Raw genomic sequence first — 14,380 nt, 5'->3', positions numbered from 1 at the left:
AATACTTTCCCAAGGGAACCGACCTGTCCGGATATACCCAGGCCGAGTTGGATGCCGTCGCCCTCAAGCTGAATACCCGCCCCCGGCAGACCCTCCGGTTCGAAACTCCCGCTGATAGGCTCGCGGCAGCTGTCGCATCAACCGGTTGACTCCGCCGCGCATTTTTTCAGGAAGGAGTTTTCCATCTCCAGCTCACGGTTCCGCCGTTCGAGTTCCTTCAAGCGCGCCCGCTCGTTCACCGTCAATTCTGCATCGGGAACCGGTTCCTGCTGCTTCTGGTGCTTCTTCACCCAACCGCGTAGCGTCTCCGAGTTCAGCTCAAGCTCCCGGGCAACTTCGGAGATCGTCTTGCTTGACATCAACGCGATCTGGACGGCTTCCTCGCGAAACTCCGGCGAGTACTTACTGGGTGGCGCCACTTCTTCCTCGTTTCCTGTTCAGGGCAACCATATTGGGTCCATGTCCGGAAACTTCGTGGCCCCTCAACCCTCAGAAGATGCACACCCAAAGAGAATCCCGGGATGACGTTGAACGCCATCCCGGGATTTCGTTGTCTTGTGTTATGCGGGGTCGTAGGAGGGTTCCAGGTTTTGTTGGGTTTCTGGTGTGGCGGCGGGTTCGCCGCGGGTGTTGGAGGCTCGCAGCGCGATGGCTCCGGCTGCCACGAGGCAGAGGGCGCTGACGAGCAGGGCCCGCTGGAATCCGGCGGTGAGTGCCTCCGGGGGCGGGGTGTGGGCGGCCAGCAGGTGGCTGGTGCGACTGGTCGCGATCCCGCTGAACACCGCCAGGCCGAGCGCTGACCCGAGCTGGAAAGAGGTGGTGATCAGGGCCGCGGCCAATCCGGACTGATCCTCCGGCACGCCCGCGTTCGCGGCCGTTTGCACACCGGCATACAACAGCCCCAATCCGGTCGCCATGACCACCAGCGGGGCGAGCAGGTTGCCGAGATAGGTTCCATCCGCTGGGATGCGGGAGAGCCAGAAGATGCCACCGGCAGCGAGCAGCGCACCGGAGGCGATGATCGGACGGGTACCGGTCCGGATGAACATCTTCGTCGCCACGGTGGAGCCGAACCCGATGCCGACGGTCACCGGCAGATACGAGAGCCCGGTCCGCAGTTGGGAGTAGCCCAGGACGTTCTGCATGTACAGAGTGACGAAGAAGAACATCGAGTAGAACCCGGCCCAGGCGATCACCTGGGTGGCGTCGGCCGCGGCCAGGCCCTTGATCCGGAAGATCGACATCGGGACCAGCGGATGGGTGCGCCGCTGCTCGTTGACCCCGAACGCGGCCGTCAGCACCGCCGAGGCGGCCAGCCCACCGATGGTGCGTCCCGCACCCCAGCCCTCGTCCGGGGCCTTCACCAAGGTGAAGATCAGCAGCAGCATGCTCGCGGTGACCAGCACCGCTCCGACCGCGTCGAAACCGCCCGGCACGGACCGGCCGTGGTCGGCCTTCAGGATCCGGAACGCCCCGATCAGCACCAGCGCGCACAGCGGGAGGTTCACGAAGAACACCCACCGCCAGCCGAGGTCCTGGGTGAGCAGCCCGCCGAAGAACACTCCGACTGCGGCGGCCAGCCCGCTGATCCCGGCCCACACGCCCAGCGCCTTGTGCCGGTCGGAGTCCTGGAAGGTGGTGGTCAGGATGGACAGCGCGGCCGGGGACATCATCGCCGCCCCGAAACCCTGGGCGAGCCGGGCGCCGACCAGCAGCCCCTGGCTGTTGGCCAACCCGCAGGCCAGCGAGGACGCCGCGAACAGCGCTGTCCCGGCGATCAGCAGCCGCCGCCGCCCCAGCAGGTCCCCGGCCCGACCGCCCAGCAGCAGGAACCCGCCATAGGTGATCAGATAGCCGCTGACCACCCACTGCAGGTTCTGCACCGAGAACCCCAGATGCGTACGGATGGTCGGCAGCGCGACGTTCACGATCGAGCCGTCCACGACGTCCAGGAAGGTCACCGCGCACAGCAGCGCCAGCGTGACCCTGCCACGCCCGGTCGCCAGGAATGACCCCACCGGCGGCGCCGTCGACCCGGTCATGGCGTCGCTCACGACCCGGCGGCTTCCATCACGGGGCCGACCTCGACCCCGCCGCCGACCCGCAGCACCGGGCAGTCCTTGGCCAGCGCCAGCGCGGAGTCCATGTCCTCGGCGGACACCACCGAGTAGGCGACCATCCGGGAGCCGCTGCCGCCGACCTCGCCGAGCGAGGCGTAGTCGGTCACCGCGTTGCCGACGTCCACCAGGGCCGAGCCCAACGCGCCGAACCAGGCCTGCCACTCGGTCGGCGTCCCGGCGTGGGGCGCGTAGTCGGAGGGCACACGGAAGGAGAAAACGTACTTGGCCATGATCTGTGGTCCTGTTCTGTGTCCGGGGCGCGCCCCGGACCGGGACCGCCTCCAATCGGGTAGACGGCGGCACGGCCATGAATTGGGCGCGCGGACACCGCCCAATTCGCGGGCCCGGCGGCGTCGGTATCGATAGACAAGCCGAACGCGCCCTGCGGAAAGAAGAGAAGCGAGGATGCTTGCCGATGGAGATGGACACGACGGACCTGATCGCTCGGGCTCGGGCCGGCGACCACAACGCGTTCCGCGACCTGGTCCAGGGCCACTCGCACGAGTTGCAGGTGCACTGCTACCGCATCCTGGGATCCCTGCAGGACGCCGAGGACGCGCTCCAGGAGACCCTCGTGTCCGCGTGGCGTAACCTCGGCGGCTTCGGCCAGCAGTCCTCGCTCCGGACCTGGCTCTACAAGATCGCGACCAATCGGTGCCTGAGCATGTTGCGCGCCGACAGCCGACGCCCCCGCATCGCCCCGCCGCTGCCCGAGGCCACCCTGCCCGAGCCCTCCGGCGCCGGCGATGCCCCGCCCTGGCTGGAGCCCTACCCCGACGTCCTGCTCGACCACCTCGTCGACCAGCGCCCCGGACCGGAGGCCCGCTACGAGACCACCGAGGCCATCTCCCTGGCCTTCATCACCGCCCTGCAACTGCTGCCCCCACGCCAACGCGCCGCGCTCGTCCTCCGCGATGTCCTGGGCTACCACGCCGCCGAAGTCGCCCAAATGCTCGATGCCACCCAGGAATCGGTTCAAAGCGCCCTCAAACGAGCGCGGGCCACCGTCGACAACCACCTCGCCGACTCCAGCAGCACCGGCAGCAGCGGCACCAGCAATCGCAGGCCTGCACGCCAACCCGACACCGCCGCCGAACACCGGCTCGTCGCCCGGCTCACCGACGCCCTGGAACGCGCCGACCTGGACGCCCTGATCGAACTGCTCGTCAGCGACGTGAGACTCTCCATGCCCCCGGCCATGCTGGAATACCGCGGCATCGAATCAGCCCAGCGCTTCTTCGCCGCCGCCACCTTCCGCCCCGGCCGCACCTACCGCGTGGTACTCACCCGCGCCAACGGCCAGCCCGCCCTCGGCTTGTACCTGGCAGCCCCCCACGCCAGTGTCTACCGCGCCTACGCCCTCCTGGTCATCACCACCGCCGACGACCAGATCACCGCCATCACCGGCTTCAACACCAACGTCATGACGCGCTTCGGACTACCCCGAACCCTCCCCGAAACAGATTGACAGACTTCTGGCGCCACCCTGTTGTCCCGCCTGAAGGCAGAGCTCGGATGGTTGTCTCAGGCTTCTTCAACAGGGTGGAAGAAGACGATCGTCGGCAGCGAGGCCATGGCCAGGCCGGCGATCAGCACGTTCTGCAACTAGTACTCCAGCCGTAGTTCGGTATCTGGGCTGGTCAGCGGCCTGGTGGCGTGGAGTGTAGCGGGGCGTCAGATGGGCGGGACGGACTTCCCCACCGTGCCCCGGCGAATAGGTAGCCGCGCCGTTCGTAGTGGCTCTGGCGGGCGCGTGCCTGGTGGCGTCGTCTCCACCGTGACCAGGTCAGCGTGTGGTGGTGGCGTGCGGAGCGGTGCGGGGGTTCAGCTGCCAGGAGACGGCGGATCTCGGCCGGTGTGAGGTCCACGAGATCGGGCGTGTCGTCGCCGGGGCCCCCCTTTCGCGTTCCTGGGCGGCGATGGCGGCGAGGAACGCGTGGGCGAGCATGGCGAGGGTGATGTGTCGGTACCAGCCGGTGTAACGGCGGACCTCGTACTCGTCGAGGCCGCACTCGTTCTTCGCGGACTGGAGGCATTCTTCGATCTTCCAGCGGCATCCGGCGATCCGGGCTAGGTCGGCGAGGGTGGCGTCCAGCGGAGCGCTGGCCAGGAAGTAGGCGATGTCCTGGGGGTCGGTGATGCTGCGGCGGGCCAGCATCCACCGCCTGCGGGTGGGCTTGTCACCGTCGCGTTCCTCGACGACGGGCAGGAGGGCGCCGGCCCAGTCGTAGCAGCGTTCGCCTTTGGCTCCGGGGCCGGCGGACAAGCGCTGCCACGCCTCCGGCGGGGCCTCACGGCGAATACGGTCCTCAATGCGCGGGCCGTGGACCTGCTGGGACTTGGGGACGGCCACGACGTAGTGGAGCTTCAGGCCGTCTTCGAGAAAGCGGCGGAAGCGGCTGTCCTGGCCGTAGGCGGCGTCCGCGGTGACCCAGCGGAAGCGCAGCGGGGAGGCATGGGCCCGGCGGATCATGTCGCGGGCGAGGGCGTTCTTGGTGGCGAAGGTACGGTCGTCGGGGATGTGGGCGGCCCGGCAGCGGTCACGGTCGTCGGTCCAGGACCTGGGCAGATAGAGGTCACGGTCGACGAGGGCGTGTCCCCGGCTGGTGGCATAGACGGCGAACACGCCGATTTGGCAATTTTCGGTGCGTCCGGCGGTGCCGGAGTATTGGCGCTGTACTCCGGCGGAGGTGGTCCCCTTCTTGATGAAGCCGGTGTCGTCAACGATCAACACGCCGTCGTCATAGCCGAGTTGGTCGGCCACGTACTGCTGCAGGTCGTCGCGGACACTGTCGGCGTCCCAGCGGCTGCGGGAGAGCAGGTACTGCAGTCCGTCCGGGGTGGCGTGGCCGGCCCACTCGGCGAGCTGCCACCCGTTCTTGCGGCCGACCGGGGCGAGCAGGCCGCGTACGTAGTCCCGCATCCGCCTGCGGGGCTCGATCCGGGTGAAGCGGCTCCCGGTCCGCAGGAAGAGTTCTTCGAGTTCCCGATCCCACACATTCACCGGCGCATCGTTGAGCATGTCGAAGGACTGCTCGTACCAGCTCACGGGCATGCGGCAGAGCACTCGTTCGTGGGGCACGGTGGGGAAGTCCGTCCCGCCCATCTGACGCCCCGCTACACTCCACGCCACCAGGCCGCTGACCAGCCCAGATACCGAACTACGGCTGGAGTATCGGATGTGGTGCAGGGCCTCAACTGACCAGTGGTTCTGCACGAGTTCGGCGAGTTGTGGCGGGCCGGTCTGCTCGGGCGGCAGGCTGGTGACCGCGTAGACGGTCTTCGTCTCGACCTTGCCGGTCTTGCGGGCTGTGGCGTCGGGAGGTCAGACGCGGAGCAGGTCGGTCGAGACCGTCCAGAGGCGCTTGGCGGTGGCGGGATCGAGCGCCCATTCCTTGACACCGTGCGGATGCTGCGCGAGGTCGGCTTCGTTCGTCACGGTGTAGGCCTCTTGTGAATCGTCGAGGTAGTGGCCTCCTGAGTGCGCGAACTCCGGGGCGACGGCCGCAACGATGCTGGTGGCAGCCCCCTGCTCGACCGTTTTGTACGTGAAGACTCCGGCGGCTTCGGCCGCATCGAGCGACTCCTTCTGCTGCGTTGTGAAGTTCCGCTGCAGTCCCGTCGCGACACCGCCGGGGTTCACCGCATTGGCAATGATGCCGTCGGACGCCCAGAGGCGACTTGCCTCGACGGCGAATAGAGAGTTCGCCGTCTTCGACTGGGCGTAGGCAATCTGCGGATCGTAGCTGCGACGCTCGAAGTGGAGGTCGTCGAAGTCGATGCCAGCACGCATGTGCGCCGTCGAACTGACCGAGACGATCCGTGCTCCGTCGCGGTCGGCCGCTCCCAGGGCCAGGGCGTCATGGAGGCCGGCGGCGAGGGCGAAGTGGCCAAGATGGTTCGTCGCGAATTGCAGCTCCCAGCCCTCACGTGTGCGTTCGAGGCCACCAGTGACCACGCCCGCATTGTTGATCAGCAGGTGCAGCGGGCCGTCCCACGCGTCAACGAATCGCGTGACGGTGGTCCTGTCGGCAAGGTCGAGCCGGACGGCTCGGGGCCGTATCCCTCCGGTCGACTTCTCGATCGTCTCAGCGACGGCGTCCCCCGCCGTCGTGTTCCGGACAGCGAGCGTCACCTCTGCCCCGGCAGCGGTCAACGCGCGAGCCGTCTCGATCCCGATTCCGGAGGAAGCTCCCGTCACGATCGCGCGGACGCCGGTGAGGTCGACGCCTCGCAGTACCTCGTCCGCGGTGCTGGAGGCGGTGAAGGGCATGGAGATGGGTTCGCGAGTAGTCATGGCGGCGACTATACATACTAGTCTTGGTTTGTATAGTACGACTCTCGCTCGTATGCTCGGTCCATGAACAGTCCCGCTGCCAGCCACCCGCCGTCGACAGTCGCCGACACCGACCGTCGGACCATGGTTCTGGACTCCGCCATGGTCACGTTCGCGCGATTCGGTTACCGGAAGACCTCGATGGAGGAGGTGGCGCGGGCGGCGGACATCTCCCGGCCCGGGCTCTACTTCCTCTTCTCCTCGAAGGAGAGCCTGTTCCGCGCCGCCGTCACCCAGGCATTGGAGCGCGACATCACAGCGGTCGAACACGTCCTGGCCGACACCGGCCGGCCCCTTGCAGAGCGCCTCCTCGATGCGTTCGACCAGTGGGCGGGCCGCTACATCGGCCCGCTGACACGCGATGTGGCGGTGGTCATCGAGGACAACCCCGGCCTCCTGGGGGAGATCGTCGAGACCACGCCGCAACGCTTCGAGCAACTGATCACAGACGCGATCGCCGTCGAGGCAGGACAAGCGGCGGCCCGCCAAGTCGCGCAGACGATGATCAGCGCATCGACCGGCCTCAAGCACCAGGCCGCATCACGGGACTTCTACCTCGAACGACTGGAGGTCGCCATCGATCTCCTGGTGCGCTGAAGACGTTTACCGAAGCCGCGGGAGAGAGCCCGGCCGAACAGCCAGGTCCGCCCGCCCGACCAGAACTGGCACCGATCCCCCGCCACCCGACGATCCTCCGGCACCCGGAACGTACGCCAAACCGGCACGCTTCCAACCCTGTTCGATCCGCTCCAACACGTCGACCCAACAGGGAAGATGACGCAGGCGATCAGCTCATCTCGCCGACTGAGCACGCATCAGCCCTGTTGTGGGGGTAGGGCCGCCACGCCTTGCTGGGAAGGCGGTCCTTCCTCTGCGGCGCGGGTCAGCGCTGCGATCCGGATTCCGACGCGGACAACCTCTCCGGTGCCGTGCCCTCCGTGACGCTCAGCTCCTGGGTCCCTACGACAGACAGCAGTTCCAGCTGCTCGGCTCCCGGGCTTCCGGGCGGGGCGGTGAACCACAGCAGGCGTTGCCGTCCGTCCTCGCTGAGGAGGTTGTAGCAGTCGAGTTCGATGACGCCGAGCATGGGGTGGACGATCCTCTTGTGGTCCATGCGGCGCACCGCGACGTCGTGGGTGTCCCAGAGGGCTGCGAACTCCTGGCTGCGGCGGCGTAGCACGGCGACCATCTTCGTGACCTCCGCGTCCCGGCCGCGCCGGGCGGCCGCTGCTTGGAGGTCGGCCACGAACACCCGGGAGTGGTGCGGGTGGTCCTCGGGCGGGTAGATCTCGCGCGCCTGCGGGTCGGTGAACCAGCGGTACACGAAGCTCGCCGCCGCGCCGCGGTGTGCCGGGGACTTGCCGAGCAGGGTCAGGGCCAGGTCGTTTTCCACCAGGGTTTCGTGCAGGTCGGTGATGACGCGCGCGGGGGTGTTGGACAGCCGGTCCAGGAGTCCGAGGAGCGCGGGCTGCACGTGTGCCGATGGTCCGTGTGCTGACGGGGGGACCGGCCGTTCGGCCAGGTGAAACAGGTGGTCGCGCTCGTCACCGTTCAGGCGCAGGGCTCGGGCGAGGGCGGCCAGGGTCTGGGCCGAGGGCTGCACGCCGTTCTTTGCGCTGCCGCGTTCCAGCTCGGTGTAGTAGTCGGCTGACAGCCCTGCCAGCTGCGCGACTTCCTCGCGGCGCAGCCCGGGGACGCGCCGGCGCGGGCCTTGGGGGAGGCCGACCTCGGCGGGGCGGATGCGGTCGCGGCGTGTCCTGAGGAAGGCACCGAGTTCTGGAAGGTTCACCCCTCCATGGTCGCTCGTACGCCAGAGCGCAGCCAGGGGGTGGCATCCCCTGGGTAAACGCAGCCCTGGCTAGGGATGAGGGACCGGCCGATCGTGGAGGACGCAACAGGGCAACGGCAAGGCCGCGGCCCGACCCCCATCCACCACAGGAGTCAGCTATGCCTGTTCCCACTTCCCCCGACGGGACCGCTGCCTCGGCCCAGCCCTCCGCCTCACCCCGTGTCGCGATCGTCACCGGCGGCTCGCGCGGCATCGGCCGCCGGACCGTCGGCCGGCTGGCCGCCGAAGGGTACGCCGTCGTGGTCGGCTATGCCGGCAACCAGGACGAGGCCGAAGCCGCCGTGAAGGAGGCCGTCAACGGCGGCGGCCGGGCGATCGCAGTGCGCGCAGACGTCGCCGACGAACGCGCAGTCGCGGCCTTGTTCGACGCGGCCGAAGGAGAGTTCGGCGGCGGCGTCGACGTCGTCGTGCACGCGGCCGGGCGGATGCACCTGGCGCCGATCGCCGAGCTGGACCTGGCCGTCCTGGACGACCTGCACCGCACCAACATCCGCGGCACGTTCGTCGTCGTCCAGCAGGCCGCCCGTCGTGTGCGCCCCGGCGGTGCGATCGTGACGTTCTCCACGTCCGTGGTGGGGCTGGCGTTCCCGGGCTACGGCGCGTACGCCGCCAGCAAGGGCGCGGTCGAGGCGCTGACGCTGATCCTGGCCCGGGAGCTGCGGGGCCGGGACGTCACCGCCAACACCGTCGCGCCCGGCCCCACGGCCACCGACCTGTTCCTGGACGGCAAGGACGAGGAGACCGTCGCCCGCCTGGCCGCCCAGCCCCCGCTGGAGCGCCTCGGTACCCCGGCCGACATCGCCGAGGTCGTCGCGTTCCTGGCCTCCCCGGCCGGCCACTGGATCAACGGACAGGTCATCCGCGCCAACGGCGGAATCATCTGAACCGCCCGCAGCCACCCCATCGATCAACGAAAGGCCCTGTCATGAGGAACGACGAAACAGCGAAGGTCATCCTCGTCACCGGGGCCTCCAGCGGCATCGGGGCACTGTCCGTGCGTGCTCTGGCCCTCGCCGGTCACACCGTGTACGCGGGCATCCGCCAGATCGCGACCCGCAACGCGACCGCGGCGGCCGACCTGACGCGCTACGGCACCGACCACCGGGTCGACGTGCACGCCGTCGAGCTGGACGTCACCTCCCAGGACTCCGCCGACGCCGCAGTCGACCGGCTCTTCGCCGAGCGCGGCCAGCTGGACGTGGTCGTGCACAACGCCGGGCACATGGTCCTGGGCGCCGCCGAGGCGTTCACCGCCGAGCAGTTCGCGGACCTGTACGACGTGAATGTTCTGGGCACCCAGCGCGTCAACCGCGCCGCCCTGCCGAAGTTGCGTGAGCAGGGCTCGGGGCTGCTGGTGTGGATCGGCAGCTCCAGCACCCGCGGCGGCTGCCCCCCATTCCTGGCCCCGTACTTCGCCGCCAAGGCCGCGATGGACGCCCTGGCCGTCAGCTACGCCGCCGAGGTGCTCCCGTTCGGCATCGACACCGCGATCGTGGTGCCCGGTGCGTTCACCACCGGCACCAACCACTTCGCCAACGCAGGTGCCCCCGCCGACGTCGACTGTGCGCAAGCCTACGACCAGCGTCACCGACCCCTTATGGGCGATCTGGGCAAGCGCCTGGCCGCGCTCATCCCTTCGGACGCCGATGTGACCGAGGTCGCTGAAGCCGTCGCGCGACTGGTCGCGATGAAGCACGGCACTCGGCCTCTGCGCACCCACATAGACCCCAGCCGAGACGGCAGCGAAGTTGTCTCCGCGGTCGCCGACCGCCTCCGCGCCGACTTCTTCCGCCGCATCGGACTGGACAGCCTGCTCACCGCAGGCAGCTCCCTGTAACGCCCCACTGAGAGAAGGAACAACCAGCCATGCCTTTCGCGAACTTCAAGGTCCCCGAGAAGACCCTCACCCCGAAGCAGAAGGAGGAGATCGTCACCCGCACCACCGAGCTGTATGTCGAGATCTACGGGGAGCGCGCCCGCAACACCACCATGGTTCTGATCGAAGAGGTCGCCGACGGCGGCTGGGGCATCTCCGGCAACGTGCTGACCCTCGCCATGCTCGGCGAGGCGACAACGACCGACACCAGCGACGCCTGACCGCACCGGCCGTCATTCGGCCAAGACAGCACCTTGAAACCGAGGGCCGCCGGGTCGAGCGTCCGCCACACGGTCGTTCATCCGGGGGTCGGTGAGATCAGCGAAGCCCTTCATTGTGTCCCCGTACTCCATCGGTCGGCGGTGTCCACCGGGGTGCGGGGACGGGGCACGGCAGCGGTCAGCCCCAGGTCGAGCCGCTTGTCCATGTCCAGGCGGAAGGTGCCGTACGGGTTGACGTGGACCAGAACAGCGCGGTCAGGCCGCGCCGGTCCTCGTCGCTCAGTTTCTTCGCCCAGGCCGGCTCGGCCAGGACCTGCTGCACCAGCGGCGTGTTGACATGCACGAGCGCGGACTGGAGCAGATGAAGCGCGAGCATCGACGTCTCGGTGTGCTCCTTGTCCGGCCCGGTCAGGGCGCCGTCCTTGCCGTAGTGCAGCACGGTGTTGGCGCTGTTCCAGTTCTCCACGACCTGGAGCCCGCCGTGGATCTCACGGCGCAGGCCGGGGCTGGCCAGGTAGTCGCACGCGAAGACCGTGCGCGCCGCACGCCCGAGTTCTTCGGGACCTGGTAGGTGGGGTGCTTGGGGCCGCCGCGGGTGAAGCGCCGCAGCACCTGCTCGGCCTCCGCCGTCCCGAGCCGGAGCGCGGTGGCGTATTTGACCATCTGGTCGTACTGCTGCTCGATCAGTTCCCAGCGGATCAGGCGCGTCAGCGAGGCGCCGAGGGGTCGTCGGAGACCCTGACGCCGCCGATCGCCTTGCCCTTCGTACGGGCGGTCTCCTGGCCTTCGAGGGTCTTGTCACGGATGTAGTCGCACTCGGACTCCGCCATGGCGGCGAACAGGGCGGGGCCGTGGCCGGCCGGATCGTGCTTGCCCGCCAGCGGGCAGGTGAGGAACTCCAGCTCGATCTCGGCGTCCCGCAGCTCCTCGGCGACCTTCAGCAGCTCCAGGGCGCCGCGTCCCAGGCGCTTCATCTCGTGCACCACGAGGGTGACCTGCGCCCCAAGCGAGCGGTACTCGCGGGCCGCCGCCAGAGCGGCCTTCATCTCGGGGCGTTCCCTGACCCGGGTGCTGATCTGCTCCTGGAACAGCCGGTGCACGCCGGAGGCTTCGAGGGCTTCCACCTGGGACTGGATCTCCTGCGTCCGGCTGGAGACTCGGGCGTATGCGAGCCGGACCTCCATCGGTACGGCTGGCGCCGCGACTTCTGCACCGGCAGGGCCTGCCAGGCGGCGCCGGGATGGCGTAGGGCCGGGGTGGCGACATGCAGTTCGGAGCGGAGCGCGGGGACGAGCTGGAAGCGCGCGGTGTGGTACTTGAGCGTGACCTTGCCGGAGGCGGTGCGGCAGGGCGAGCCCGCCGGTGCCTGGCAGGTGGACATCGGGCAGGCGTGCGACTCGACGAGCCGGTACGGGACGGGGGTCGCCTATGAAACACACCCTGTGCCGCTCGAAAACACGATTCTGGGCCTGCCCTGGCAGTTCCCAGCCCAGAACACCGGCCCGCACAGCATCTGCGACGATCCTTCGATGCCGCTGTCCACCGTCACCGCGTTCGTTCGGAATCTGATCACGGTGCCCGCAGCCAACCTGCGCAGCCGCGTGGCCGAGGACGCAGAGGTTCTCGTGTTGCGGCACGAGAACGCAGTGCTGCGCCGTCAGATCGCCCGGGTCCGCTACGAGCCCGCCGACCGAATCTGGCTCGCCGCGCTCTCGCGGTTAGTCCCGCGCGAGCGCTGGCGCCAGGCCTTCGAGGTCACCCCCACCACACTGCCGGCCTGGCACCGGCGACTCATCGCCCGGAAGTGGACGTTCACCCGGCACCGCCGCCCCGGCAGACCCTCCACAGCGTCCGCCGTCAAGCAGCTCATCCTGCGTCTGGCCCGGGAGAACAGCAGCTGGGGCCACCGCCGGATACAGGGCGAACTCGCCCGCCTCGGCTACCCGATCGCCCCATCCACGGTATGGGAGATCCTCCACGCCGCCGGCATCGACCCCGCCCCGCAGCGCTCCGGCCCAACCTGGCGGCAGTTCCTGACCGCCCAGGCCCACGGCATCATCGCCGCCGACTTCCTGCACCTCGACACCGTGTCGCTGGGGCGCCTGTACGCGCTGGTCTTCATCGAGCACCGCACCCGCCGCGTCCACCTCGCTGGCGTCACCGCCCACCCCAGCGCCGCGTGGACCGTTCAGCAGGCCAGGAACCTCGCCATGACGCAGGGGTGCCGGACGGACTCGCTGCGCTTCCTCCTCCGGGACCGGGACAGCAAGTACACCCGTTCCTTTGACGCCGTCTTCGAGGCCGAAGACATGGAGATCCTGCTCAGCCCGCCTCGGGCACCGAGAGCGAACGCGATCTGCGAGAGAGTCGTGGGCACCCTGCGCCGCGAGGTGCCCGACCGGGTGCTGATCTGCAACGAGGCCCACGCCCAAGCGGTGCTCACCGACTACATCCGGCACTACAACGGGCGCCGCCCCCACCAGTCCCGGGCGCAGCTACCCCCGGCCAGCGACGAACCGCCCACCGCGGCCACCGTCACCGACCTCCAGGCGCACCGGATCCGGCGACGACCCGTCCTCGGCGGCCTGGTCAACGAGTACCTCCGCGCCGCCTGACCGAACCCCATCACCGCAGCTCACAGCACCAATTCGTATTTTCGAGCGGCACAGGTGTCGAAGGGGCCCCGGAGTTCGTCCGTCAGCCACTCGGCCTCGAATGAGGCGCGATCGTTGGAGCGGCGGGCGCGGTCGGCGAGTTCGTCGAGCGCGCGGGCGGGCAGTACGGAGACAAAGTGGAACGCCCGGCCCGCCTCGACATGCGAACGCATGCTCTCCCACACTCCCTATGTCGCGGAGGGAGGCCACATTTCAGCTGTTCGCGTTGCGGTCTGCCGCTTGGCTGGTGCACCTCCGTGCCGTGGTCGTGCCGGTGGACGAACTCGACCCCGTCGCCCAGCGGCCCACCCGGTTCGACGCAGAGCGACGTGCCCGAGCCCAGCAGTACGTACAGGGCATGTCTGATCGTCCAGGCTCCCTCGTAGCGGTTGCCGAACTTGTCCGTCTCGGCACCCAGCCGCGGTGCCACCGTGCCCCCTGCCCCCTCCGGCCCGGCCAGACGGGCCGCGCGCGTGCGCGGACGCCACCGCATGCATGCGAGGGAGACCCCTTCGCGGAAAAGACGCTCAGGACATCGCGCGCGCAGTGCCAACCGCGCACGATCGCGTCGACGCGCAAGAAGTCAGCCCGCGGGCGTGTTGTAGTTGACGATTCCCTCCACCATGAGAGCTACCGCACCGGCCAACGGGTTGGTCGTTCCTATGCCCACGACGTCGGGCAGCTTGTGCGCCTCGCTCTCGGTGACGGCCACCATGCCCCAGAACGCGTTGAATCCCGAGGGATCCGCAGGCTTGTCGGTGGCCGCCCCCACGGTCAGGACGCCTCCCGACTCGGTCACGGCCAACGCGCCCATCTGCCGGAGCGTGTCGTGATCCCGCTCCTCGGCGGCCACTACGCTCCAGCCCGCCACCTCCACCTGCCGTAAGGCGTCAAGGAGCTGGCCAGGTGTATCCGGCCCCGCGACAACGATGTCGGGCAGGACGAGGGCCACCGGCCCCTGCGTCATCGGCAGGGCGGACCGGATCGCCCCGTCGAGACCAGGTCCGAACGACTTGTCCTGGTAGACGAAGACCATCTGGAAGGTGTCGGTATAGCGAACGAGATAACTTACTGTGTCCAGCTTGTGTGTTCCGAACACGACGACCAGGCGCACATTGAGTCCGCTCTTGGCGAGTTCGACGACGGCTTCCAGGCTGCGGTCCAGCACGGTGACCCCAGGAGCCAGACAGTGCAACTCCTTCGGGTAGGGCGCCCCGAAACGTGTTCCGTATCCTGCACAGGGCAGGATGACCGAAACATCAGGTAAGGGTGTGGACGAACTCTGCATCGAGTAGCACTCCGGTTGTCTGGACGATGGGGGAAC

General features: G+C 68.6%; 17 protein-coding genes and 1 pseudogene. 7 read left to right on the top strand and 11 right to left on the bottom strand.

Features of this window, described 5'->3' with window-relative positions:
- Positions 1 to 149: pseudogene (locus ABZ656_RS39020) on the top strand (IS30 family transposase); the annotation flags it as partial.
- Here the strand turns inward: ABZ656_RS39020 and ABZ656_RS39015 are convergent.
- From ABZ656_RS39015 to ABZ656_RS39005, 3 genes are all read right to left on the bottom strand, one after another.
- Positions 138 to 419 carry a transposase gene (locus tag ABZ656_RS39015; protein ID WP_360274706.1) on the bottom strand — a complete coding sequence of 94 codons (282 nt, stop codon included), beginning with the start codon at positions 417 to 419 and terminating at the stop codon, positions 138 to 140. The pseudogene ABZ656_RS39020 and the gene ABZ656_RS39015 overlap by 12 nt on opposite strands.
- A 141-nt stretch (positions 420 to 560) precedes the next feature.
- Positions 561 to 2,054 carry an MFS transporter gene (locus ABZ656_RS39010; RefSeq protein WP_101403384.1) on the bottom strand — a complete coding sequence of 498 codons (1,494 nt, stop codon included), beginning with the start codon at positions 2,052 to 2,054 and terminating at the stop codon, positions 561 to 563.
- On the bottom strand, positions 2,051 to 2,350 hold the full coding sequence (locus ABZ656_RS39005) for a hypothetical protein (protein WP_101403383.1): 300 nt from the start codon (positions 2,348 to 2,350) through the stop codon (positions 2,051 to 2,053). Before ABZ656_RS39005 ends, ABZ656_RS39010 begins: the two co-directional genes overlap by 4 nt.
- A 185-nt stretch (positions 2,351 to 2,535) precedes the next feature.
- Between ABZ656_RS39005 and ABZ656_RS39000 the strand changes: the two genes are divergently transcribed.
- On the top strand, positions 2,536 to 3,588 hold the full coding sequence (locus ABZ656_RS39000; RefSeq protein WP_360274701.1) for an RNA polymerase subunit sigma-70: 1,053 nt from the start codon (positions 2,536 to 2,538) through the stop codon (positions 3,586 to 3,588).
- A gap of 318 nt (positions 3,589 to 3,906) precedes the next feature.
- Here the strand turns inward: ABZ656_RS39000 and ABZ656_RS38995 are convergent, their stop codons facing one another.
- Together ABZ656_RS38995 and ABZ656_RS38990 are read right to left on the bottom strand one after the other, a co-directional pair.
- On the bottom strand, positions 3,907 to 5,142 hold the full coding sequence (locus tag ABZ656_RS38995) for an IS701 family transposase (RefSeq protein ID WP_360274718.1): 1,236 nt from the start codon (positions 5,140 to 5,142) through the stop codon (positions 3,907 to 3,909).
- Positions 5,143 to 5,445: 303 nt separating this feature from the next.
- Positions 5,446 to 6,417 (bottom strand): SDR family NAD(P)-dependent oxidoreductase, encoded by a 972-nt coding sequence (locus ABZ656_RS38990; protein WP_360274698.1) that lies wholly within the window; start codon positions 6,415 to 6,417, stop codon positions 5,446 to 5,448.
- 141 nt (positions 6,418 to 6,558) lie between these two features.
- Here ABZ656_RS38990 and ABZ656_RS38985 point away from each other — a divergent pair, with 141 nt between their 5' ends.
- Positions 6,559 to 7,053 (top strand): TetR/AcrR family transcriptional regulator, encoded by a 495-nt coding sequence (locus ABZ656_RS38985; protein ID WP_180362407.1) that lies wholly within the window; start codon positions 6,559 to 6,561, stop codon positions 7,051 to 7,053.
- Positions 7,054 to 7,339: 286 nt separating this feature from the next.
- Here ABZ656_RS38985 and ABZ656_RS38980 read toward each other — a convergent pair whose 3' ends face one another.
- On the bottom strand, positions 7,340 to 8,245 hold the full coding sequence (locus ABZ656_RS38980; protein ID WP_101403378.1) for a helix-turn-helix domain-containing protein: 906 nt from the start codon (positions 8,243 to 8,245) through the stop codon (positions 7,340 to 7,342).
- 158 nt (positions 8,246 to 8,403) lie between these two features.
- On the opposite strand from ABZ656_RS38980, the gene ABZ656_RS38975 reads away from it, so the two are divergent.
- From ABZ656_RS38975 to ABZ656_RS38965, 3 genes are read left to right on the top strand one after another with little or no spacing between them, the layout of a single operon-like run.
- Positions 8,404 to 9,189 (top strand): SDR family oxidoreductase, encoded by a 786-nt coding sequence (locus ABZ656_RS38975; protein WP_101403377.1) that lies wholly within the window; start codon positions 8,404 to 8,406, stop codon positions 9,187 to 9,189.
- A 41-nt stretch (positions 9,190 to 9,230) separates the two neighbouring features.
- On the top strand, positions 9,231 to 10,142 hold the full coding sequence (locus tag ABZ656_RS38970; protein WP_360274693.1) for an SDR family NAD(P)-dependent oxidoreductase: 912 nt from the start codon (positions 9,231 to 9,233) through the stop codon (positions 10,140 to 10,142).
- A gap of 29 nt (positions 10,143 to 10,171) precedes the next feature.
- On the top strand, positions 10,172 to 10,402 hold the full coding sequence (locus ABZ656_RS38965) for a 4-oxalocrotonate tautomerase family protein (protein WP_101403376.1): 231 nt from the start codon (positions 10,172 to 10,174) through the stop codon (positions 10,400 to 10,402).
- Positions 10,403 to 10,580: 178 nt separating this feature from the next.
- Here ABZ656_RS38965 and ABZ656_RS38960 read toward each other — a convergent pair whose 3' ends face one another.
- From ABZ656_RS38960 to ABZ656_RS38950, 3 genes are read right to left on the bottom strand one after another with little or no spacing between them, the layout of a single operon-like run.
- The gene (locus tag ABZ656_RS38960) at positions 10,581 to 10,901 is read right to left on the bottom strand and encodes a Tn3 family transposase (protein WP_360274715.1); all 321 of its coding nucleotides are present in this window, start codon (positions 10,899 to 10,901) and stop codon (positions 10,581 to 10,583) included.
- On the bottom strand, positions 10,811 to 11,065 hold the full coding sequence (locus ABZ656_RS38955) for a hypothetical protein (protein WP_360274712.1): 255 nt from the start codon (positions 11,063 to 11,065) through the stop codon (positions 10,811 to 10,813). The genes ABZ656_RS38960 and ABZ656_RS38955 overlap by 91 nt, the downstream gene beginning before the upstream one ends.
- 44 nt (positions 11,066 to 11,109) lie before the next feature.
- Positions 11,110 to 11,526 carry a recombinase family protein gene (locus ABZ656_RS38950; RefSeq protein WP_360274689.1) on the bottom strand — a complete coding sequence of 139 codons (417 nt, stop codon included), beginning with the start codon at positions 11,524 to 11,526 and terminating at the stop codon, positions 11,110 to 11,112.
- Between the two features lie 405 nt (positions 11,527 to 11,931).
- Between ABZ656_RS38950 and ABZ656_RS38945 the strand changes: the two genes are divergently transcribed.
- Complete coding sequence (locus ABZ656_RS38945) at positions 11,932 to 13,017, top strand: integrase core domain-containing protein (RefSeq protein WP_360274709.1); 1,086 nt, start codon at positions 11,932 to 11,934, stop codon at positions 13,015 to 13,017.
- A 20-nt stretch (positions 13,018 to 13,037) separates the two neighbouring features.
- On the opposite strand, the gene ABZ656_RS38940 is transcribed toward ABZ656_RS38945, so the two are convergent.
- Entirely contained in the window at positions 13,038 to 13,229 is a 192-nt protein-coding gene (locus tag ABZ656_RS38940; RefSeq protein ID WP_129592233.1) for a hypothetical protein, read from the bottom strand.
- Positions 13,230 to 13,639: 410 nt separating this feature from the next.
- The gene (locus ABZ656_RS38935) at positions 13,640 to 14,344 is read right to left on the bottom strand and encodes an NTP transferase domain-containing protein (RefSeq protein ID WP_360274686.1); all 705 of its coding nucleotides are present in this window, start codon (positions 14,342 to 14,344) and stop codon (positions 13,640 to 13,642) included.
- Positions 14,345 to 14,380 lie beyond the last annotated feature (36 nt).

This window comes from Streptomyces sp. NPDC007095, assembly GCF_040634475.1.
Lineage (GTDB): Bacteria > Actinomycetota > Actinomycetes > Streptomycetales > Streptomycetaceae > Streptomyces.
This window is presented reverse-complemented; position numbering and strand designations above follow the sequence as displayed.